An 18,640-nucleotide genomic window follows, 5' to 3' on the forward strand; every position below is an offset into this window, starting at 1 on the left:
CGGGGGGGGGGCCCCCGCCGGTACGCTGATCAGGTCGCCGCGCTCGCAGCGCACCCGGTACACCTTGCGTTCCAGATGCAGGAAGAAGGTGCCGGAACCGGCGACGAAGAAGCGCGCCTCGTCCTCGGTGTGGGTGTGCTCGGCCAGGAACTTGGCGCGCAGGGCCTCCAGGCCGGGGGTGTCGGGCGTCACCCGCACCACGTCGAAGGACTGGAAGGCGCGGTGCAGCTTCAGCCGTTCGATCGCCTCGCCGTAGACGGCAGAGACCGCCGCCTCGTCGGCGTCGGCCGGCAGCTCGGTGGTGGCGTCCCACCGCTCGAACAGGACGCCGGCGTGGGCGAGGTGCGCCGACACCACCAGCGGGTCGCTGGTCTGGACGTCCGCCGTGGCCGGGTCGGTGTCCCAATGGATGGCGAGGCTGGTCATGCGTCCGTTTCCCTACTGATTGGACATAGAATGCCTTCTCGTGCATTCCTTTTCAATGGCGCAACCGCAGCGCGATCAACGCCGCCGCCCCCAGCATGGCGCCGACCAGCGCCGCCACGCCGCCCCAGCCCATCCCCGTCCAGAACCAGCCGCCGGCGTAGCCGGTCAGCGTCGCCCCCATGTAGTAGCTGAACAGGTAGATGGCCGAGGCCTGGGCACGCGCCGTGCGGGCGCGCTGGCCGATCCAGCCGCTGGCGATGGTGTGGGCGCCGAAGAAGGCCATCGTGAACAGGGTCAGCCCCGCCACCACCGCCGGCAGCGAGTCCGGCAGCATCAGCGCCACGCCCGCCAGGTTCAGCAGCACCGCCGCCAGCAGCACCCGCCCGTTGCCGTGCCTGGCCGCCCGCGCCCCGAACCACGGCGAGGCCACCGCCCCCGCCACGTAGACCAGGAACACCGCGCCGGCCACCGCCGGCCGCAGCTCGAACGGCGGAGCCGCGAAACGGAAGCCCACGTAATTGTACAGCGTGATGAAGGCGCCCATGATGAGAAAGCCGACGGCGAACAGCCCGCGCAGCGTCGGGTCGGCCAGATGCCCGCGCCACGCCGCCGCCAGCCCGCTCAGGCCCGCCGGCCGCCGCACGAAGCGCCGGGAGGCCGGCAGCCCGGCCCACAGCCAGCCCGCCGCCGCCAGCCCCAGCACGCCAACCGCCGCCATGGCGACGCGCCAGTTCGCCACGTCGGAGACCAGCGCGGTCAGCACGCGCCCGCACATGCCGCCCAGCGCCGTGCCGCCGATGTACAGCCCCATCATCAGCCCGGTCGATCGCGGCTCGACCTCCTCGCCGATGTAGGCCATGGCGACGGCCGGCAGGCCGGCGAGCGCCGCACCCTCCAGCGCCCGCACCGCCAGCAGCGCGTGCCAGCCCGGCACCAGCGCGCCGACCACGCCCAGCGCGCCCGACGCCAGCAGCGAAGCGACCATCACCGCCTTGCGCCCCAGCGAATCCGACACCGCCCCCGCCACCAGCAGCGCGAACGCCAGCATGCCCGTGGGCAGCGACAGCGCCAGGGCGGACTGCGCCGGGCTCACCCCGAACTCGGCGGCGAACTCCGGCATCAGCGGCTGCACGCACCACAGCGTGGCGAAGGTCGAGAACCCCGCCACCGCCAGCGCCCAGCGTGCCCGTCGGAACGCCGGGGTGCCGGCAACCAGAAACCCGCTCTCCTCGCCGCCCGTCACCGCGTGCTCCGACCTCGTCCGTGTGCGGCGCAGTGTGGGCAGCGGCGCCCCGGCTGTCCAACGGAAGGGATCTGCGCTCCGGTGGGTGCAGCCATGAGCGGCCGCCAGCACGCTTGCCAATGCGGCAGTTATCGATGTACCAATGTACCATAAATGGCGAGGCGCATCATGATCGTCGAACGCGTGCAGACGGGCGTCCGGCTCGAGAAGCGGATGCTGAAGGTCCTCAAGGCCCTGGCCGAATACAAGGACATGAGCCTCGGCGACCTGCTGGAGGGCATCGTGCTGCACGCCTTCGAGGGGCGGTGCGCGTTCGGCCCGGAAACGCAGCAGACCATCGCCGAGCTCAAGCGGATCTACGGCCTCGATCTCACCGCGGCCGACAGCCACGCCTTGCGGGACGAGGAGGGAGGACAGGCATGACCGGTTCCACGCACATCGAGCGCCGCCACGCCATCGTGGTGGACGCCCCGGCCGACCGGGTGTTCCCCCTGCTCACGCCGCTCGGCGAGCGGCGCTGGGTGGCGGGGTGGGAGCCGGAGTTCCTGCACCCGCCCTCCGGCGACACGCAGGACGGCATGGTCTTCCGCACCGGCCATGGCGGCGAGACCACGCTGTGGAGCTGCGTGCGCTGGGAGCCGGAGCATCACCGCGTCCGCTACGCCCGCGTGACGCCGGGGTCACGCTTCGGCTTCGTCGATGTGGCCTGCGACGCGGCCGGTCCAGGGCGCACCCGCGCCACCATCGCCTACGCCTACACCGCCCTCTCCGACGCGGGCGCCGCGACGCTCGCCGCGCTGACCGACGACGCCTTCCGCGCCATGATCGACGGCTGGAAGCCATTGCTGGAAGCGTGCCTGCGCACGCCGGCCTGACCGGCGCGTCAGTCCAGCGCCAGCAGCGGGCGGAAGACCTGCTCCATGCCGGTCTCGTGCCGCCCGACCTTGGACAGGTTGCCCGGCGTGACGTTGACCGCCTTGAGGATGCGGCGGGTGACGCGCCCCTCCTCCACGTCGAAATCCAGCACGCTGAACGCGGCGTAGTCCTGATCGAAGCTGCCCACCGCCGACAGCCCGGCGCCGCAGGCCCAGGACAGCAGCAGCCGGTTCACCCCGTCGTGCGCCGCCAGCAGCAGATGGGTCCAGTCCGGTTCCGCCAGCCACCGCTCCAGCGCCGCGACGACGCGCGCCCGCACCTCGGCAATCACGTCGCCCCCGGCGAAGCGGGCGCCGGGGAGGTGCGCGCCATCGAAGCCGTAGAGGTAGGCCGCGGTTCGTTCTTCCTTCGGAATCAGGCGGTAGCGGCCGGCGCGGATCTCCAGGAAACCGGGATCGTCCTCCACCGCCAGCCCGCGCCCGTCCGCCACGATCTCCGCCGTCTCGCGGGTGCGCGGCAGGCCGGAGCAGACGATGCGGCCGAACGGCACGTCCCGCAGCGCCTCGGCCGCCGCGCGCACCTGCGCCCGCCCCTCGTCGGTGAGCGGCGCCGTCTTGGGGTTCAGCGGCTGCCCGGCGGGGTCGTAGTACGACACGTGTCCGTGCCGCATCAGCACGACGCGCCGCCGCGCCGCGGTTCCCGCCAGCGGCGTGAAGGCGGTCATTTCTGCAGATACTTGGGATTGGAGACCACCAGCCGCGCGCGGGTGATCTCCCACAGCACCGGGCGCAGTTCCGCGCTGCCGTCGAAGCGGCCCTCGTCGATCGCCGCGCACAGCCGGCGCGACAGCGTGTCGGCGTCGCCCTCCTCGCCCAGCAAGCGCCTCAACGCCTCGGCCGGGCCGGCGGCGCCCTTCAACTCGCGCTCGGCGATGGACAGCGCGTTGGCGATCATCAGCGCCGGGAAGCGCTGCTCCGCCGGCACGGCGGGCAGCAGCACCTCGCGGAAGGTCTTCAGCGCGATCTCCACGAGTCCGCGGGCGTCCGGCTGGTCGATGCTCATGCGCTCCTCCATCATCCCTCTCCCGCCCCGGGAGAGGGTGGCCGTGCAGCGGCCGGGTGAGGGTGAAATCAAGGATCCTTGGACTTGCCCTCACCCTCCCGCTCGTTCCGAGCAGGCCCCACCCTCTCCCGGGGCGGGAGAGGGGGTTATGCCTCCAGGGAATCCAGGTGCAGCAGCAGGTCGTGCTCGATCTCCGGCAGCATGCGGCCGGTCAGCGCCAGTTCCAGCGACGGCTCGGTGCCGGAGGTGTGGCGGCACCCCTGCTGGATGGCGATGGCCGCCCAGCGCAGGTAGGCCGACGCCTCCCAGTACGCCACCCGCACCGGATCGACCCGGCGCCCGGCCGTCTCCTCGTAGCCGGCGTAGAGGTCGGCGCGGTCGGCGATGCCCCCCGCCTCGCGGTCGGACCGACCGAAGCGCCAGGAGCGTGCGCAGAACCAGCCCAGATCCTCCATCGGGTCCGACCAGCCGGCGAACTCCCAGTCGAGGATCGCCGTCAGCCCGCCATCCTTCACCAGGTAGTTGCCGGTGCGGTAGTCGCGGTGGCACAGCACCAGCTCACCGGGCGGCGGCGCGTTGACCTCCAGCCAGCGCAGCCCGTAGGCGAGCACCGGGTCGCGCTCCGCCACCTCGCCGGCCCACTCCCGGTACAGGCGGGCAGCGTCCAGCGCCGGCCCGCGCTCCGGCCGCGGCAGGAATTCCAGTCCCGGCGTGCTCGGCCGCACATAGTGCAGCTTGCCCAACTGCCGCCCGAGTTCGCGGGCCAGTTCGCGCTGCGGCTCGTCGGTCTTGACCACGCGGAAGCCGGCCGCGACGCCCTCGGCCCGCCGCATGACGTAGAAGGCACGGCCGAGCAGCCCTTTGTCCTCGCACGCGACGATGGGCTCCGGCGCCGCCACGCCGGCCGCGAAGGCGGCGCGCAGCACGGCGAACTCCTGCGCCTTGTTCAGGCTGGCCGACACCTCCATGGGCGGCGCGGCGCGCAGCACCACCGCGTGCCGCCCGTCCAGCCGCCCGCCCTGCACGGCCAGCGTGAGCGCCAGATTCTCCGAAATGGCGCCGCCGCTCAGCCGGCTGACGTCGTCGACGGCGACGCTGGTCGCGCCCAGCTGTTCCGCCAGCCATGCCTCAAGCCGCGGCCGCGTCTCCTCGTTGATCAGCCCGCTCATGCTCATCCCCAGCTCCAGAAGCCGTCGCCTTCCTTCAGGTAGAAGCCGCTGAGCACCATCTTGTGCACCTCGGAGGCGCCGTCCACCAGCTTGGCCTGCCGGGCGTAGCGGTAGATCCACTCCAGCACCGTGTCCTTGGAATAGCCGCGGGCGCCGCACAGCTGGATGGCGGTGTCCGCCGCCTTGAACAGCGTGTCGGCCATCAGCACCTTGGCCATGGACAGCTCCTTCTTGGCGAAGCCGCCCTGGTCCAGCGTCCACGCCGCCTTCATGACCATCAGCCGGCCCAGCTCGATTTGCATCGCCGCGTCGCCGAGCATCCACTGCACGCCCTCGTGCTGCGCCAGCGTCATGCCGAAGCTCTCGCGCTCCTTGACGTAGGCCCCGGCGATCTCCAGGCAGCGCTTGGCCAGCCCGGTCCAGCGCATGCAGTGGGTCAGCCGCGCCGTGCCCAGGCGGATCTGCGTCACCTTGAGCCCGTCGCCGACGTTCATCAGCACGTTCTCGCCGGGGATCTCCAGCCCGTCGAACGCCATCTCGCAGTGGCCGCCGTGCTCCTCCGGCCCCATGATCGGAATCCGGCGCACCAGTTCCCAGCCCGGCTGGTCCTTGTCGAACAGGAAGGCGGTCAGCCCCTTGCGCTTGTCGTCGGATGTGCGGGCAATCAGGATGAAGTGCTGCGCCCCCTCGGCCCCGGTGATGAACCACTTGCGCCCGTGCACCACCCAGCGGTCGCCCTTGCGCTCCGCCGTCGTCAGCATCATCGAGGGATCCGAACCGCCGCCCGGATGCGGCTCGGTCATGGCGAAGGCGGAGCGCACCTTGCCGTCGATGATCGGCTGCAGCCAGCGCTCCTTCTGCGCCTCGGTGCCGACCTTGTTGAGCACCATCATGTTGCCGTCGTCCGGCGCCGAGGAGTTGAAGCACACCGGCCCGAAGATCGAGCGGTTCATCTCCTCGTAGCAGGCCGCCATGCCGACCACCGGCAGCCCCTGCCCGCCGCGTGCCTTCGGCATCTGCAAGGCCCATAGCCCCGCCGCCTTCGCCTTGGCGCGGAGATTTTCCAGCGCCGGCAGGGCGATCATCCCGTGCTCGTCCCAGTTGGCGCGATCCGCCTCGACCGGGAGGATCTCATCGTTCACGAAGGCGCGCACGCGGCGGCGGTAGTCGTCGATCTCGGGCGACAGGGCGAAGTCCATGGGTGTCTCCGTCTAAAGCGAACTGACCAGATGCCCGCCGTCGGCGGCGATCACCGAGCCGGTCATGAAGGACGAGGCGTCGGAACACAGCAGCAGCAGCGGCCCGTCCAGCTCCTCCAGCTGACCGAGCCGGCGCTGCGGCACGCGCTTGATCAGCGCCTGCCCCGCCTCCGAGGCGAAGAAATCACGGTTGAGGTCGGTCTCGATGTAGCCGGGGCACAGCGCGTTGACGCGGATGCGGTGCCGCGCCAACTCCAGCGCCATCGCCTTGGTCAGCTGGATCAGCCCGGCCTTCGAGGTGACGTACGGCGCCACCTGCCCGGCCACCCGCAGCCCGAGGATCGAGGCGACGTTGACGATGCTGCCGCCGCGCCCGTGCTCGCGCATGGCGCGCGCCGCCTGCTGCGCCACCAGGAAGCAGCCCTTGAGGTTGGTGTCGAGCACGCCGTCCCACTCCGCCTCCCCGATGTCGAGGACCGGCTTGGTCAGCGTGGTGCCCGCGTTGTTGACCAGGATGTCCAGCCCGCCCAGCCCCTCGGCGGCGTCGGCCACCGCCTCACGCACCGAGGCGGCGTCGGTGACGTCCATCGGCACGGCCACCGCCTCGCCGCCGTCGCGCACGATGTCCTCGCGGACGCGCTCCAGGCTCTCGATGCGCCGCGCCGCCAGCGCCACCTTGGCGCCGGAACGGGCCAGCACCTGCGCGAAATGCCGCCCCAGGCCGCTCGACGCCCCGGTCACCAGCGCGGCGCGGCCGGTCAGGTCCACCTCGAAGCTCACGGTTTGCCTCCCCTGCTTCCGCGCCGTTTCCGCTGGAAAAATCGAGCGAGCGCTCGCTATTTTATGCGGGCGCGCCGGGCGGCGCAACAGGAGAGACGGTATGGGCACGCTGAACGAATTCCAGTCCGGCCGGGACCTGTCGATGGAGGGTCTGTGCACCCGCCTGCTGGAGCGCCATCGCGAGATCGTCCGCATCAAGAAACCGCACGTGGCGGTCGCCAACCTCGCCCGCATCGTCGAGACGACGCTGACCATCGCCAACCGCAAGGGCTTCCATTCCATGAGCCTGCGCGATCTGGCCGAGGGCTCGGGCCTCAGCATGGGCGGGCTCTACGCCTACTTTGACGGCAAGGAGACGCTGCTGATGATGATCCTCGACACCGTGGCGGCGGCGGTCGACGAGGTGCTGGGCGCCCCGCCGCCGGACCTCGCGGGCGATCCGCGCGCCCGCCTGCGCTGGCTGCTGGAGACGCACGTCTATCTGACCGAGGCGATGCAGCCCTGGTTCACCTTCGCCTACATGGAAGCCAAGGCCTTCCCCCAGGCCGGCCGCGACGCCGCGACGCGCAGCGAGCTGGCGACCGAGGCGCTGATCGCCGACATCCTGGCCGACGGCGTGGCGCGGGGCGTGTTCCGGGTGGCCGACGTGACGATGACCGCCGCCCTGGTGAAGCCGCTGCTGCAGGACTGGTACGTCAAGCGGAGCAAGTATCGCCGCCGCGGCGTGACGCCCGAGCGGTACGCGCGCAGCGTGATCGCCTTTGTCGAGGCGGCCGTCACCCCTCCGGCGGATCGAAGCCCGACAGCACCTTGAAGTAGGCGGGGAACAACGCCTCGCGCACCTTCCGGCTCTCGACGATGCCCAGCGCGTAGTAGCCGACCTGATGGTAGTAGGTGACGCGCGCCCGCACCTCCGCCTCGTCGGGCCCGTAACCCAGCGCCTGGAAGATCCGCCGCAGGACGTCGGTGCGCGTGGCGTCGGCGGCGCGCACCAGGGCGGCCACCCGCTTGGAGCCGCGCGCCCAGTCGCGCATGGCGGAGTCGAGGTCCGGGTCGAAGGCGTCGGCGCCCAGCCACACCCCGACGAAGCGCTTCAGGCGCAGCAGCGGCGGCGCCTCGCCCGCCTCGACGCGCAGGAACGGCTCGACGTTGGCGTGCCGCCATTCCTCCAGCAGCGCGTCGAGCAGTTCGGCCCGGCTCCTGAAGTGCCAGTAGAAGCTGCCGCGCGTCACCGCGATGCGGGCGGCCAGCCGGTCGACCTTCACCTCGGCGATGCCGCCCTCGACCAGCGCGCGGCGCGCGGCGGCGATCCAGTCGGCGCGGCTCAGGCGTTCGGCCGCCGCTCCTCCGTCCTTCTTCGCCATGCCCTGCGCCCCCCGCCCCGCTTGACGCCCGCGCGAGCGCCGCCCCATGCTGTTCTGTATGGTCTTAGCAGAACGCAAACCAGAAACGGGGAGGAAAGCATGAGGCGGAGTGTGCTGTTGGGCATGGCGCTGCTGGCCGGCGTCGCCGCCGGTCCGTTGCAGGCGGCGGAGCTGAGCGTCGCTGTCGTCGGCCCGATGACCGGCCAGCTCGCCGCCATCGGCGAGCAGATGAAGCGCGGCGTCCAGGCCGCCATCGACGAGATCAACGCCAAGGGCGGCGTGCAGGGCAACACGCTGAAGATCGAGGTCGGCGACGACCAGTGCGATCCCAAGCAGGCGGTCGCCGTCGCCAACCAGTTGGTCAGCAAGGGCGTGAAGTTCGTGGTCGGCCACGCCTGCTCCGGCTCGTCCATCCCCGCCTCGCAGGTCTACGGCGAGAACGAGGTGTTCATGATCAGCCCGGCCTCGTCGGCGCCGAACTTCACCGACGCCGCCGCCAAGGCCGGCTGGAACACCGTCATGCGCACCTACGGCCGCGACGACGCCCAGGGCACCTTCGTCGGCACATGGCTGGCCGACACCAGGAAGGGCAAGCGCGTCGCCATCCTTCACGACAAGTCGGCGTACGGCAAAGGCCTCGCCGACGAGGTGAAGAAGGCGATGAACGCCGGCGGCCTCCAGGAGGTCACCTACGAGGCGATCACCGCCGGCGAGAAGGACTTCTCCGCGCTGGTCACCAAGCTCAAGCAGACCGGCGTCGACATCATCTACCTCGGCGGCTACCACGGCGAGGCCGGGCTGCTGATCCGTCAGGCGCGCGATCAGGGCCTGAACGCCACGCTGATGACCGGTGATTCGCTGGCCAGCCCGGAGTTCTGGAAGATCGCCGGCCCGTCCGGCGAGGGCACGTTGATGAGCTTCCCCAAGGAGCCGCGCAACGTCCCCGCCGCCAAGGCGACGGTGGAGAAGATGAAGGCGCAGGGGTTCGACCCCGAGGGCTTCACCTTGTTCAGCACCGCCGCCGTGCAGGTGATCGCCAGCGGCATCGAGCGCGCCAAGGCCGCCAAGCCCGAGGCCGTCGCCAAGGCCCTCAAGGAGGGCGCGCCGAGCGACACGGTGCTGGGGCCGCTGAGCTTCGACGCCAAGGGCGACGTGAAGAACCCCGCCTACTCGATCTATGTCTGGCACGACGGGAACTATCGGGAAATGTAACCCCCCTCCCAACCTCCCCCCGCTGGGCGGGGGGAGGAGTTAAATTCCCTCCCCCGCCCAGCTCACGGCGGATCTTCGATCCGCCTGACGCGGCAGGCGGAACCAAAGGTTCCGCCGAGAGCGGGGGAGGGTTAGGGTGGGGGCAATACACAAGGGAAGTCTGGGAGGACCGATGCCGCTCGCCCAACAGGACACGCTGTCCCGCCTGATCGCCGGACGCACCGACGAGCTGGTCGAGCTGACCCGCGACCTCATCCGCATCCCCACCGTCAACCCGCCCGGCGACGTCTACACCGAGTGCGCCGAGTTCATCGGCCGCCGCCTCGCCGCGCGCGGCTTCCGGGTCGAGTACGTCCGCGCCGAGGGCGTCACCGGCGACAGCGACCGCTACCCGCGCACCAACGTCATCGCCCGCATCGAGGGCGGCAGCCCCGGCCCCTGCGTGCACTTCAACGGCCACATCGACGTGGTGCCGGCCGGGCGCGGCTGGACGGTGGACCCGTTCGGCGGCGTGGTGAAGGACGGCAAGGTCTACGGCCGCGGCGCCTGCGACATGAAGGGCGGCATCGCCGCATCGATCATCGCCGTCGAGGCGATCCTCGATTCCGGCCTGCCCTTCCCGGGCGCCCTGGAGATCTCCGGCACGGTGGACGAGGAGTCCGGCGGCTACGGCGGCGTCGGCTACCTGGCGAAGAAGGGCTGGTTCTCCAAGCCCCGCGTCGACCACGTCATCATCCCCGAGCCGCTGAACGTCGACCGCGTCTGCATCGGCCACCGCGGCGTCTGGTGGGCCGAGATCGAGACCAAGGGCCGCGTCGCGCATGGCTCCATGCCGTTCCTCGGCAACTGCGCGATCCGCCACATGGGCGAGGTGCTGCACCGCATCGAGCACGAGCTGATCCCCCGCCTCGCCGCCAAGCGCACGGCCATGCCCGTGGTGCCGGAGGGGGCGCGGCAGTCCACCATCAACATCAACGCCATCCACGGCGGGCAGGTGGAGAACCGCGAGGGGCTGCCGAGCCCGATGGTGCCGGACTCCTGCCGCATGGTGATCGACCGCCGCTACCTGATCGAGGAGGACCCCGAGGAGGTGAAGGGCGAGATCGTCGCCATCCTCGACGAGCTGCGCCGCACCCGCCCCGGCTTCGACTACGACCTGCGCGAGGTGCTGGCCTTCCTGCCGACGATGACCGATGCGGACTCGCCCGTCGTCCGCGCCGTGGAGGCCGCCATCGAAACCGTGCTCGGCCGCAAGGCGGAGCACGTGGTGTCGCCCGGCACCTACGACCAGAAGCACATCGTCCGTGTGGGACACCTCAAGGACTGCATCGCCTACGGCCCCGGCATCCTCGACCTCGCCCACCAGCCGGACGAGTACGTCGGCATCGACGACATGGTGCACTCGGCGCAGGTCATGGCGATGGCGGCGCTCGACCTGCTGCGCCGCTGACGCGGGAACCGCCGCGCCGGGTTCCTGTTGTCCAGGGTCCGAACCCGCGAGGAGGTGGACCCATGACCAAGCACATGCCCCCCGTGCCGCCGGCCGGCCGCAGCGACAAGGGCCCCGGCGGCGCGCCCGAGGTCGAGGCCGACACCGCCGGCCCGAACCGCGGCGTGCCGGAGAACGCGGACCAGCAGGGCCGCACCGGCAACACCAGGATCAACACCACCCATCAGGGCCACCAGCAGGACCGTTGACCATGACCAAGTCCGATCACGGCCGGCCCGCCACGCAGACCGACAACCGGGTGGACGAGAAGCAGACCACCGAAGACCGCGCCGGCCCCAAGCCCGGCGAGCCGACCAACCCCGACCGCAGCCGCACATCCGGCGGCGGCGGCGAGCGCGACGCGCGCCACTCGCACGATCCCGACCGCAAGGCGTAAGCCGCGGCCGTCACCATCGCAAACACCGAAGTCCCGTCGGGCCGCGTCGTCGCGGCCCGCTTGCGTTTTGCTCCCCTTCTGCTTTCTTGCGGTGCTCCATCGGGAACCAAAGCCCGGTCAAGAACCTTATCGGATAGCAACGGCGCTTTTCCGGAGAGGCCGCCGCACCCCTTTCGCAGAGGAGGTTCGCCATGCGCCCGCGCCCGCATGTCCGTCCGATTCACCCGGGAGCCACCGTGGTGCGGGACTCCGATCCCGCTGTCCCCATGCCATCCCGTCATGGGCCGGTGCTGGTGCGCGGGCTGGGCGAGGTCGGCTCGGCCGTCGCCTATTGGCTGTTCACCGCCGGCTGCGCGGTGGCCCTGCACGACGAGGCGCCGGAGCGCGTGCTGCGCCGCGGCCACAGCTTCGCCGACGCGGCCATCGAGGGCTTCGCCCGCCTGGAAGGCATCGGCGCGCACCGCCTGCGCGACCCGGCCGAAATCGGGGAGAGCCTGTTTCGCGCCCCGACCATCCCGGTGCTCTGCATGGACGCCGATGCGGCGCTGACCGCGGCACCCTGGCGCGCCGTCGTCGATGCGCGTCCGCACGATCCCGGCCTGCCGGACGGCAGCGTCGTGCTCACCTCCCCCATGGGCGGCCTGTTCCGCACGCTGCTGTCCATTGGTGCATGGGTGCCGCGCGGGAAATTCGTCGGCATGGTCGGCAACGCGCTGCTGTGGGCGCCGCAGGACGGCGTGCTGACCGGCCTGATGCGCGACGGCACGCGGGTGGAGCGCGACATGCCCCTGATCGAGATCGGCCCGCCCGGCGCCTGCCCCTTCGGCATCGCCCCGGCGCCCCGCCGCATCGCCGAGGACGTGCTGCAAGGACTCCCGTCGCCGGTTGGGACCGGACCGCCAAGCCGCCGGAGCGGCCGACGACCGCGCTGACGCTGTTCCTGCCGATATGGAACAGTGTGGAACACCGTGGAACAGTGTGCAGGGGCTGTTCAGTTCACCTTTCCCTTACGGCCCCTGCGCGTGCGTGCACACCGCTTTCCGAGACCATAGTCCCGTCACGCCACATCCGGCCGCAGCAAGAAAAAAACCCCTCTCCGAAGAGAGGGGCTTTTTCCCGCCGTCAGTGCACCGAGGCGCTCCGCCCGCTCAGCGCGAAGCCGAGCGGCGGGCGTTCCGGCGCCTTGAAGCCGTGGCCGCGGTCGTCCTCGACCGGCAGGCCGTCCAGCGCCAGCTTGCCGTCCACCACGGACAGGGCGAGCGTGGTGCGCTCCTCCTCCTCGCGGTCGAGCAGCAATTCGGCGATGGGATCCTCGACGTAGGTCTGCACCGCCCGCTTCAGCGGACGCGCACCGAACGCCGGATCCCAGCCGAGGTCGCCGAGGCGCCGCTTGGCCTCGCCGTCCGCCACCAGCGTCAGGCCGCGCTCGGCCAGCCGCTCGTTCACGCGGGCGAGCTGGATGTCGACGATGCTCGCCATCTGCTCGCGGCCCAGGCGGCGGAAGATCAGCACGTCGTCCAGCCGGTTCAGGAACTCCGGCCGGAAGGCGCGGCGCACCGCGTCCATCACCTCGACCCGGACGCCGTCCATGGACTCGCCCTCGCCGAGGGCGGTGAGCGCCTCGGCGCCGAGGTTCGACGTCATGATCAGGATGGCGTGGCGGAAGTCCGCCGTGCGCCCCTGCCCGTCCGTCAGCCGCCCGTCGTCGAGCGCCTGGAGCAGCACGTTCAGCACGTCCGGGTGCGCCTTCTCGACCTCGTCGAGCAGGATCACCTGATACGGCCGGCGCCGGATCTTCTCGGCCAGCGTGCCGCCGTCGTCGTAGCCGACGTAGCCCGGCGGCGAGCCGACCATCCGGCTGACCGTGTGCTTCTCCATGTACTCGCTCATGTCGAGGCGGGTGATCGCCGTCTCGTCGTCGAACAGGAACCCGGCCAGCGCCTTGGCCAGCTCGGTCTTGCCGACGCCGGTCGGGCCCAGGAACAGGAACGAGCCGGTCGGCCGGTTCGGGTCCTTCAGGCCGGCACGGGCGCGCCGCACCGCCTTGGACACCGCCCGGACGGCCTCCGCCTGCCCGACGACGCGCTCGCCCAGCTTGTCCTCCATGCCCTTGAGGCGGGTGCGCTCACCCTCCAGCATCTTGTCCACCGGGATGCCGGTCCAACGCGTCACCACGTTGGCGATGTCGCGGGAGGTGACCTCCTCGCGCTCGGTCGAGGCGCGCGCCTCGGCCTCGGCGAGGCGCTTCTCCAGGTCGGGGACGACGCCGTAGGCCAGCTCGCCGGCCTTCGCCCACTCGCCGTCGCGCTGGGCGCGCTCCAGCGCGGTGCGGGCCTGGTCCAGCTCCTCCTTGAGGCGCCGGCCCTCGGTGCGGCGGCTCTGCGAGGCGCGCCACTCCTCCTCCATGGAGGACTGGCGGGCCTCCGCGTCGGCCAGCTCGTGCTCCAGCTTCTCCAGGCGGTCGCGCGAGGCGGCGTCCGGCTCGGCCTTCAGGGCCTCGCGCTCGATCTTCAGCTGGGCGACGCGGCGGCCGACGGCGTCGAGCGCCTCCGGCTTGCTGTCGATGGCCATGCGCAGGCGGCTGGCGGCCTCGTCCACGAGGTCGATGGCCTTGTCGGGCAGCCGGCGGTCGCCGATGTAGCGCGCCGACAGGCTCACCGCCGCGACCACCGCCGCGTCGGCGATGCGCACGCCGTGGTGCACCTCGTACTTGCCCTTGATGCCGCGCAGGATCGACACGGCGTCCTCGGCCGAGGGCTCGTCCACGTTCACCGGCTGAAAGCGCCGGGCCAGGGCGGCGTCCTTCTCGATGTAGCGGCGGTACTCGTCCGGCGTGGTGGCGCCGACGCAGCGCAGTTCGCCACGCGCCAGCGCCGGCTTCAGCATGTTGGCGGCGTCCATGGCGCCGTCGCCGCGGCCGGCGCCGATCAGCGTGTGCAGTTCGTCGATGAACAGGATGATCCGCCCCTGGGCGGCCTGCACCTCGGTCAGCACGGCCTTCAGCCGCTCCTCGAACTCGCCGCGGAACTTGGCGCCGGCCAGCAGCGCGGTGAGGTCGAGCGCCAGCACCCGGCGGTCCTTCAGGCCCTCCGGCACGTCGCCGGATGCCAGGCGCTGGGCCAGCCCTTCCACCACGGCGGTCTTGCCGACGCCGGGTTCGCCGATCAGCACCGGGTTGTTCTTGGTGCGGCGGGCGAGGACCTGGATGGTCCGGCGGATCTCGTCGTCGCGGCCGATGATGGGGTCGATCTTGCCTTGCCGCGCCTCCTCGGTGAGGTCGCGGGCGTACTTCTTCAGGGCTTCCCAGCCCTGCTCGGCGTCCTCCGCCTCGGCCTTGCGGCCCTGGCGCAGGTGCTGCACCGCCTGGGTCAGGCCCTGCGGGTCGACGCCGGCGCGCAGGAACTCGCTGCGCAGCGGCGTCGCCAGGCCCTCCAGCAGGCGCTCGGCGGTGACGAAGCGGTCGCCGGAGGCGCGGGCGGCCTGCACGGCGCCGTTCAGCACGCCGGCCAGCGCCGGGGACATGTAGATCGGGTGCGGGCCGGGGCCCTCGTTGGTCGGCTGGCGCTCCAGCGTCTCCTCGGCGGCGGCGAGCAGCAGGTCGGGGTCGCCGCCGGCATCGCGCACGATGCGGCGCGTCTGCCCGTCGGCGTCGTCGAGCAGCGCCTTCACGAGGTGTTCGGGGAGCAAATTCTGGTGGCGGCCGGCCAGGGCCGTCATCTGCGCAGCCTGGATCGCGCCGCGCGCACGTTCGGTGAATTGACCGAAGTCCATAAGGCACTCCGTTATGGTTCCGCCCTCTTCCCGAGGCGCGGCGAGAGCACCGGAGGATCGGCCCGCACCATGCGCAGCCGCCCGTCGCCCTCAGGCCTATCAGGTGGGCGAACCCACGCCTGCGTTCAAGTCCGGGGAGGAACCTCCGAGGTGCCCCGCCGGTTTGCAGGGCAAGAGCCCGAGGCTCAGCACACCAAGGAGGGACGACGCCATGAGGGATTACGAGGACCGTTGGGGACGCGGGCGCCGGGATTGGGACGACACCCGCGAGTACGCGCGGCGCGACTACCAGTACCGCGGCCCCGGCGACTACCGGACCGACATGGACCGCGACCGCAGTTACGGCCGGGGCGTGGAGCGCGCGATCGACCGCGGCGCCGACTACGCCCGCGGCATGATGGACGACATGCGCCGCTATGCCCGCGGCGACTATGATCGCGACGACGACCGGCGCCGGGACTACGGCTACCGCGATTACGGCAGCGACATGGGCAGCGGCTACGGCGAGGACCGCAGCTACGGCTACGAGCGCGACCGCGCCATGGGCGGGCGCGACACGTACGGCAGCGGCTCCTACGGGCGCTCGCGCGCCGAACAGTGGGGCACCGGCGGCCGTGGCCGCGATGAGGATCGCGGCTTCCTGGAACGGGCCGGCGACGAGGTCGCCTCCTGGTTCGGCGACGAGGACGCCGAGCGCCGCCGCCGCATGGACGAGATACGCGACCACCGCGGCCGCGGCCCGCGCGGCTACACCCGCTCCGACGACCGCATCCGCGAGGATGTCAGCGACCGGCTGACCGACGACCGGTACGTCGATGCCTCCGACATCGACATCGGCGTCAGCAACGGCGAGGTCACGCTGACCGGTCACGTCGACCACCGCAGCGCCAAGCGCCGCGCCGAGGACCTCGCCGAGGCGGTCTCCGGCGTGACCCACGTGCAGAACAACCTGCGCGTCCGCCAGAGCCCGGGCATGGGGACCGGCACGGGCTCGGCGACCAGCGCCGGCGCCAGCGCCATGGCCGGCATGGGCGGCACCACGACGGGTTCCGGCACGACCACCGGAACCGGGACCAGCACCACAGGCACCACCACCGGGGCCGGCACCGGGGCCGGCACCCGGACGCGCACCTGAGGCACCCGGCGCCCGGCGGACGGTCCGCCGGGCGCCGCTTTCGGCATGGAGAGGACGACGATGCGCTCAGTTCTGATCGGCACGGCGGCGGCCCTGGCCCTCGCCATGGGCGGCGCCTTGGCGGCGGATCTCGGTTATTCGGGAGGGGCGCCCGGCGCCACCAACTGGGACGGCCGCGGCACGGCGCCGATGGCCGGTTCGACGCAGACCTACACCTACGGCTCCGGCGGCAGCACGACGACGACCACGACGACCACGACGCTGTACCCGCCGTCGGTGCCGCTGACCGGCTACACGCCGTACGGGCCGAGCGACTACACGGCGCCCGACCAGGGCACCTCCGGCTCGTCGCCGCACGCCAGCCAGATCCCGACCGGCACGCACTGCCCGCCGGGCACGCCGGACTGCGGCGGGGCGTACCGGTAGGCGCCTACAGCGCGCCCACCGCGTCGGCCGGAAGATCCGCGTCCGCGGCGGCGGCGTTGCCGAGCGGGAAGACCAGGGTGAAGCAGGTGGCGCCGGCCGTGGTCAGCGACGCCTCGCCGCCCAGCTTGGTGGCCAGCGACTGCACGATCTGCAGGCCGAGGCTGCTCGCCTTGCGCCAGTCGAAGCCGGCCGGCAGGCCGACGCCGTCGTCCCGCATGGTCAGGCGCGCCCGCGCCCCCTGCCGCTCCAGCGCGATGCGCAGCTCGCCGGGGTGGCCGGGCGGGAACGCGTGCTTCAGCGCGTTCGAGAAGATCTCGTTGACGATCAGCGCCAGCAGGATGCCCTGCGTCATGTCGAGGGTGAGGTCGTCGCACGCGATGGCGATCGCCACCCGGTCGCCGGCGCCGTAGGATTCCTTGAGCTGGTCGGTGAGGTCGCGGAGGTACTCGCGGAATTCCAGGCCGGCGCGGTCGCCGGCGCCGCTCAGCATCTCGTGCACAAGGCTCATGGCGTGGACGCGGTTGACCGAGTCCTGCAGGGCCTTGCGCACGCCGTCGTCGCTCATCTGGATCGACTGCAGGCGCAGCATGCTGGAGATGACCTGGAGGTTGTTCTTCACCCGGTGGTGCACCTCCTGCACCAGCACCTCCAGTTGCCGGTTGGCGCTGCGCAGGTCGGAGGTGCGGGCCTCCACCGTGCTCTCCAGCAGGCGCTTGGCCTCCTCGTCGCGGCGCGCCTGCCGGAAGACGAAGACGGTCAGGGCGCCCAGCGCCGCCAGCGCCACCGCCGCCGTGGCGCCGGGCACCCGCGATTCATCCAGCCAGACGCGCAGCAGCGCCGGCCGGTCGATGGCGACGCTGACGTACAGCGGCACGTTCTCGATCTTGGCGTAGCCGAGGATCAGCTCCTCCCCGCCGGCCTTGCCCGACACCGTCGCCAGTTCGGTCGAGGGGGAGTCGCCGAGCGCCTTGCGGATCAGCGCCTCCCCCGGCAGGCGGCCCGGGTTGTCGGGCTCGACGGTGCCGGGCTGGCGCACCAGCGGCTGGAAGTCGGCGCGGAACAGCGAGACCGTCGGCTCGAAGGGCAGGTTGATGGAGCGGTAGAACTCCGCCAGATAGTTAGTCGCGATGATCGCGGCGGCGACGCCGCGGAACTCCCCGTCGTCGCCGTAGATGCCGCGGCTCAGCACGAAGCCGGGATTGCCTGTGGTGCGGCTGATCAGCAGGCGGCTGACGTACAGGCCGCGGCGCCCCTCGCGGTGGCTGGTGAAGTACTCGCGGTCCGAGACGTCGACGTCCGGCGCCGGGAAGCTGTTGCTGACCAGCCGGATGCGGCCCTCGGTGTCGGTCAGGAACAGCGCGTCGGTGTAGGGGAAGCGGTCGCTCAACCGCTCCAGCGCCTGGGCGGCGCGGCGGGACCCGGACACCTTCTCCCACGGCTCGCCCTCCAGCGCGGCGACCGCCTCGCTGGTGGCGAGGTCGGCCGCCTCGAACAGGCGGGAGCCGTGGTCGGCGAAGAAGAAGGCGGTGTCGTGCGCCTGCTGCTCGGCCCGCGTGACGAGCCGGTCGTAGCTCGCCACGGCGAACAGGCCGAACACGCCGGCCACCACGCCCAGGCAGGCCAGCGCCGCGTAGCCGGCCAGCCGCTCGCGGACGAACCGGCGGGAGCGCGCCGCGCCGCTATCGGCCATTGCCCGTCACCGTCTGGCCCATGACCGTCTGGATCGCCTGCCGCAGCACCGAGGGCAGGTACGGCTTGCCGATCGCCATGGCGTCGGGCAGGCCGCGGTCGCGCAATTCGCGCCAGTTGCCGGTGACGAACAGAACCGGGATGCGCGCGCGCGCCTGGATCGCCTTCACCGCGTCGATGCCGTCCATCGGGCCGGGCAGGCGGATGTCGGCGAGGATCAGGTCGAGGCGCTCGCGCCCGGCGGCCTCCAGCGCCTCCTCGGCGGTGCCGGCGACGGCGGCCACCTCGCAGCCCAGCTCCCCCAGGATCGCCTTGAGGTCGAGGACGATGAGCGGTTCGTCCTCGATGATCAGCACCCTAATGGGCATGGTCTCGTCCTTCGTCATGGGTCGGCGGCCCGCG

21 protein-coding genes are annotated in these 18,640 nt (G+C 71.7%); 10 read left to right on the top strand and 11 right to left on the bottom strand.

Features of this window, described 5'->3' with window-relative positions; genetic code table 11:
* Positions 1 to 426 (bottom strand): acireductone dioxygenase (locus TSO221_RS17690; RefSeq protein ID WP_109119839.1); only part of this gene is annotated, 426 nt, incomplete at its 3' end.
* Between the two features lie 52 nt (positions 427 to 478).
* Entirely contained in the window at positions 479 to 1,669 is a 1,191-nt protein-coding gene (locus TSO221_RS17695) for an MFS transporter (protein WP_109119840.1), read from the bottom strand.
* A gap of 168 nt (positions 1,670 to 1,837) precedes the next feature.
* On the opposite strand from TSO221_RS17695, the gene TSO221_RS17700 reads away from it, so the two are divergent.
* Both TSO221_RS17700 and TSO221_RS17705 read left to right on the top strand, forming a co-directional pair.
* Positions 1,838 to 2,092: a hypothetical protein gene (locus TSO221_RS17700; RefSeq protein WP_199229520.1), complete on the top strand. Its 255-nt coding sequence runs from the start codon at positions 1,838 to 1,840 to the stop codon at positions 2,090 to 2,092.
* Positions 2,089 to 2,544, top strand: a complete 456-nt coding sequence (locus TSO221_RS17705) for an SRPBCC family protein (protein ID WP_109119842.1) — start codon at positions 2,089 to 2,091, stop codon at positions 2,542 to 2,544. Before TSO221_RS17700 ends, TSO221_RS17705 begins: the two co-directional genes overlap by 4 nt.
* Before the next feature lie 8 nt (positions 2,545 to 2,552).
* Here TSO221_RS17705 and TSO221_RS17710 read toward each other — a convergent pair whose 3' ends face one another.
* From TSO221_RS17710 to TSO221_RS17730, 5 genes are all read right to left on the bottom strand, one after another.
* Complete coding sequence (locus TSO221_RS17710) at positions 2,553 to 3,269, bottom strand: histidine phosphatase family protein (protein ID WP_109119843.1); 717 nt, start codon at positions 3,267 to 3,269, stop codon at positions 2,553 to 2,555.
* Positions 3,266 to 3,607 carry a DUF6285 domain-containing protein gene (locus tag TSO221_RS17715; protein ID WP_109119883.1) on the bottom strand — a complete coding sequence of 114 codons (342 nt, stop codon included), beginning with the start codon at positions 3,605 to 3,607 and terminating at the stop codon, positions 3,266 to 3,268. The genes TSO221_RS17710 and TSO221_RS17715 overlap by 4 nt, the downstream gene beginning before the upstream one ends.
* 146 nt (positions 3,608 to 3,753) lie before the next feature.
* Positions 3,754 to 4,776 carry a phosphotransferase family protein gene (locus TSO221_RS17720; protein WP_109119844.1) on the bottom strand — a complete coding sequence of 341 codons (1,023 nt, stop codon included), beginning with the start codon at positions 4,774 to 4,776 and terminating at the stop codon, positions 3,754 to 3,756.
* Positions 4,777 to 4,778: 2 nt separating this feature from the next.
* A complete protein-coding gene (locus tag TSO221_RS17725; protein ID WP_109119845.1) occupies positions 4,779 to 5,975 on the bottom strand; it encodes an acyl-CoA dehydrogenase family protein in 1,197 nt (398 codons plus the stop codon).
* Positions 5,976 to 5,987: 12 nt separating this feature from the next.
* Positions 5,988 to 6,755, bottom strand: coding sequence for a glucose 1-dehydrogenase (locus TSO221_RS17730; protein ID WP_109119846.1), 768 nt, complete (start codon positions 6,753 to 6,755; stop codon positions 5,988 to 5,990).
* A 100-nt stretch (positions 6,756 to 6,855) separates the two neighbouring features.
* On the opposite strand from TSO221_RS17730, the gene TSO221_RS17735 reads away from it, so the two are divergent.
* On the top strand, positions 6,856 to 7,569 hold the full coding sequence (locus tag TSO221_RS17735; RefSeq protein WP_109119847.1) for a TetR/AcrR family transcriptional regulator: 714 nt from the start codon (positions 6,856 to 6,858) through the stop codon (positions 7,567 to 7,569).
* Here TSO221_RS17735 and TSO221_RS17740 read toward each other — a convergent pair.
* Positions 7,532 to 8,119 carry a TetR/AcrR family transcriptional regulator gene (locus TSO221_RS17740; RefSeq protein WP_158284126.1) on the bottom strand — a complete coding sequence of 196 codons (588 nt, stop codon included), beginning with the start codon at positions 8,117 to 8,119 and terminating at the stop codon, positions 7,532 to 7,534. The two genes, TSO221_RS17735 and TSO221_RS17740, sit on opposite strands and share 38 nt — an antisense overlap.
* Positions 8,120 to 8,218: 99 nt before the next feature.
* On the opposite strand from TSO221_RS17740, the gene TSO221_RS17745 reads away from it, so the two are divergent.
* The 5 genes from TSO221_RS17745 to TSO221_RS17765 all read left to right on the top strand — a co-directional run bounded on the left by TSO221_RS17745 (position 8,219) and on the right by TSO221_RS17765 (position 12,149).
* Positions 8,219 to 9,331 (top strand): branched-chain amino acid ABC transporter substrate-binding protein, encoded by a 1,113-nt coding sequence (locus tag TSO221_RS17745; protein ID WP_109119849.1) that lies wholly within the window; start codon positions 8,219 to 8,221, stop codon positions 9,329 to 9,331.
* A gap of 172 nt (positions 9,332 to 9,503) precedes the next feature.
* Positions 9,504 to 10,781, top strand: coding sequence for an acetylornithine deacetylase/succinyl-diaminopimelate desuccinylase family protein (locus TSO221_RS17750; protein ID WP_109119850.1), 1,278 nt, complete (start codon positions 9,504 to 9,506; stop codon positions 10,779 to 10,781).
* A gap of 62 nt (positions 10,782 to 10,843) precedes the next feature.
* Positions 10,844 to 11,029 (top strand): hypothetical protein, encoded by a 186-nt coding sequence (locus tag TSO221_RS17755; RefSeq protein ID WP_109119851.1) that lies wholly within the window; start codon positions 10,844 to 10,846, stop codon positions 11,027 to 11,029.
* A gap of 2 nt (positions 11,030 to 11,031) precedes the next feature.
* Entirely contained in the window at positions 11,032 to 11,217 is a 186-nt protein-coding gene (locus TSO221_RS17760; RefSeq protein WP_109119852.1) for a hypothetical protein, read from the top strand.
* Positions 11,218 to 11,483: 266 nt separating this feature from the next.
* Entirely contained in the window at positions 11,484 to 12,149 is a 666-nt protein-coding gene (locus TSO221_RS17765; RefSeq protein WP_146208838.1) for a hypothetical protein, read from the top strand.
* Between the two features lie 190 nt (positions 12,150 to 12,339).
* Here TSO221_RS17765 and clpB read toward each other — a convergent pair whose 3' ends face one another.
* A complete protein-coding gene (clpB, locus tag TSO221_RS17770; protein WP_109119854.1) occupies positions 12,340 to 14,988 on the bottom strand; it encodes an ATP-dependent chaperone ClpB in 2,649 nt (882 codons plus the stop codon).
* Between the two features lie 211 nt (positions 14,989 to 15,199).
* Here clpB and TSO221_RS17775 point away from each other — a divergent pair, with 211 nt between their 5' ends.
* The gene (locus TSO221_RS17775; RefSeq protein WP_109119855.1) at positions 15,200 to 16,123 is read left to right on the top strand and encodes a BON domain-containing protein; all 924 of its coding nucleotides are present in this window, start codon (positions 15,200 to 15,202) and stop codon (positions 16,121 to 16,123) included.
* Between the two features lie 60 nt (positions 16,124 to 16,183).
* Positions 16,184 to 16,549 (top strand): hypothetical protein, encoded by a 366-nt coding sequence (locus TSO221_RS17780; RefSeq protein ID WP_109119856.1) that lies wholly within the window; start codon positions 16,184 to 16,186, stop codon positions 16,547 to 16,549.
* A gap of 4 nt (positions 16,550 to 16,553) precedes the next feature.
* Here TSO221_RS17780 and TSO221_RS17785 read toward each other — a convergent pair whose 3' ends face one another.
* Entirely contained in the window at positions 16,554 to 18,239 is a 1,686-nt protein-coding gene (locus tag TSO221_RS17785; protein WP_109119857.1) for a histidine kinase dimerization/phosphoacceptor domain -containing protein, read from the bottom strand.
* Positions 18,229 to 18,606, bottom strand: a complete 378-nt coding sequence (locus TSO221_RS17790) for a response regulator (protein ID WP_158284127.1) — start codon at positions 18,604 to 18,606, stop codon at positions 18,229 to 18,231. Before TSO221_RS17790 ends, TSO221_RS17785 begins: the two co-directional genes overlap by 11 nt.
* Positions 18,607 to 18,640 lie beyond the last annotated feature (34 nt).

This window comes from Azospirillum sp. TSO22-1, from assembly GCF_003116015.1.
Classification (GTDB): Bacteria; Pseudomonadota; Alphaproteobacteria; order Azospirillales; family Azospirillaceae; genus Azospirillum.

Excerpts from the sequence above, each read along its gene's own strand:
- TSO221_RS17755 (WP_109119851.1), top strand. The coding sequence starts at position 10,844 with ATGACCAAGCACATGCCCCCCGTGCCGCCGGCCGGCCGCAGCGACAAG.
- TSO221_RS17715 (WP_109119883.1), bottom strand. The coding sequence starts at position 3,607 with ATGAGCATCGACCAGCCGGACGCCCGCGGACTCGTGGAGATCGCGCTG.
- TSO221_RS17745 (WP_109119849.1), top strand. The coding sequence starts at position 8,219 with ATGAGGCGGAGTGTGCTGTTGGGCATGGCGCTGCTGGCCGGCGTCGCC.
- TSO221_RS17735 (WP_109119847.1), top strand. The coding sequence starts at position 6,856 with ATGGGCACGCTGAACGAATTCCAGTCCGGCCGGGACCTGTCGATGGAG.
- TSO221_RS17765 (WP_146208838.1), top strand. The coding sequence starts at position 11,484 with ATGCCATCCCGTCATGGGCCGGTGCTGGTGCGCGGGCTGGGCGAGGTC.
- TSO221_RS17700 (WP_199229520.1), top strand. The coding sequence starts at position 1,838 with ATGATCGTCGAACGCGTGCAGACGGGCGTCCGGCTCGAGAAGCGGATG.
- TSO221_RS17740 (WP_158284126.1), bottom strand. The coding sequence starts at position 8,119 with ATGGCGAAGAAGGACGGAGGAGCGGCGGCCGAACGCCTGAGCCGCGCC.
- TSO221_RS17790 (WP_158284127.1), bottom strand. The coding sequence starts at position 18,606 with ATGCCCATTAGGGTGCTGATCATCGAGGACGAACCGCTCATCGTCCTC.
- TSO221_RS17775 (WP_109119855.1), top strand. The coding sequence starts at position 15,200 with ATGAGGGATTACGAGGACCGTTGGGGACGCGGGCGCCGGGATTGGGAC.
- TSO221_RS17750 (WP_109119850.1), top strand. The coding sequence starts at position 9,504 with ATGCCGCTCGCCCAACAGGACACGCTGTCCCGCCTGATCGCCGGACGC.
- TSO221_RS17725 (WP_109119845.1), bottom strand. The coding sequence starts at position 5,975 with ATGGACTTCGCCCTGTCGCCCGAGATCGACGACTACCGCCGCCGCGTG.
- TSO221_RS17705 (WP_109119842.1), top strand. The coding sequence starts at position 2,089 with ATGACCGGTTCCACGCACATCGAGCGCCGCCACGCCATCGTGGTGGAC.
- TSO221_RS17785 (WP_109119857.1), bottom strand. The coding sequence starts at position 18,239 with ATGGCCGATAGCGGCGCGGCGCGCTCCCGCCGGTTCGTCCGCGAGCGG.
- TSO221_RS17760 (WP_109119852.1), top strand. The coding sequence starts at position 11,032 with ATGACCAAGTCCGATCACGGCCGGCCCGCCACGCAGACCGACAACCGG.
- TSO221_RS17710 (WP_109119843.1), bottom strand. The coding sequence starts at position 3,269 with ATGACCGCCTTCACGCCGCTGGCGGGAACCGCGGCGCGGCGGCGCGTC.
- clpB (WP_109119854.1), bottom strand. The coding sequence starts at position 14,988 with ATGGACTTCGGTCAATTCACCGAACGTGCGCGCGGCGCGATCCAGGCT.
- TSO221_RS17780 (WP_109119856.1), top strand. The coding sequence starts at position 16,184 with ATGCGCTCAGTTCTGATCGGCACGGCGGCGGCCCTGGCCCTCGCCATG.
- TSO221_RS17720 (WP_109119844.1), bottom strand. The coding sequence starts at position 4,776 with ATGAGCGGGCTGATCAACGAGGAGACGCGGCCGCGGCTTGAGGCATGG.